The following is a 765-nucleotide window of genomic DNA, read 5'->3' as shown; positions in this document are numbered from 1 at the left end:
ATATCAGTCCAACGACTATCCAGAAGTGGAAAAAGCGTCTTCATAGTAAAACCACTCGATATATTAAGCCCTACAAAATAGAGGATGAAGCCCTAGCTCAGGATGTCAAAGACCACCCTGACGATTATCACTATGAGCGAGCACAGCGTTTTAATTGTAGCCCAACAGGCATCAGCAAAGCCTTAAAGCGTATTGGTGTTAGCAAAAAAAAAAGACACTTGAGCATCCCAAAGCTTGTCCACTAAAGAGGGCTCACTACCTAAAAAAACTTAACCACTACATTGCTCAAGGCTTTGCTATTGTCTATATGGACGAGAGTGGCTTTGAAAGTGAAACGATGCGTCCTTGTGGTTATGCACCCATTGGTAGCCCCTGCATTGGCAGTTATAACTGGCAAGCCAAGGAGCGAACCAACGTGATTGGTGCGCTATATGGCAAAATGCTGTTTGCACTCGATTGCTTAAAGAGCAACATCAATAAAGAGGTTTTCTATCACTGGTGCAAGTTCACGCTGATACCAAAGCTTAAGAAAAAATGTGTGATCGTTATGGATAATGCGACCTTTCATAAGCGCGTTCAAAAGCTGCTTAACAGGCATGGTCACAGGCTTCTATTCTTACCACCTTATAGTCCTGACTTAAATCCCATCGAGAAAAAATGGGCTCAAGTGAAGTTTTTACGCCAAGGTTGGATGGAAAATGACTTATCTAAATTGTTTTATGATATTCATCCAAATTATAACTCTTTTGTAGTGCAGTGACTATA

Annotated in this window: 2 protein-coding genes; both read left to right on the top strand. The window is 41.2% G+C overall.

The window, feature by feature from the left end:
- A partial coding sequence (locus tag EI161_RS14910) for an IS630 transposase-related protein (RefSeq protein ID WP_225735426.1) occupies nucleotides 1-245 on the top strand: 245 nt, incomplete at its 5' end.
- A 62-nt stretch (nucleotides 246-307) separates the two neighbouring features.
- Nucleotides 308-760, top strand: coding sequence for a transposase (locus tag EI161_RS14905; RefSeq protein ID WP_225735425.1), 453 nt, complete (start codon nucleotides 308-310; stop codon nucleotides 758-760).
- Nucleotides 761-765: the final 5 nt, after the last annotated feature.

The sequence above is a fragment of the Psychrobacter sp. FME5 genome, assembly GCF_014861375.1.
Classification (GTDB): Bacteria; Pseudomonadota; Gammaproteobacteria; order Pseudomonadales; family Moraxellaceae; genus Psychrobacter.
This window is presented reverse-complemented; position numbering and strand designations above follow the sequence as displayed.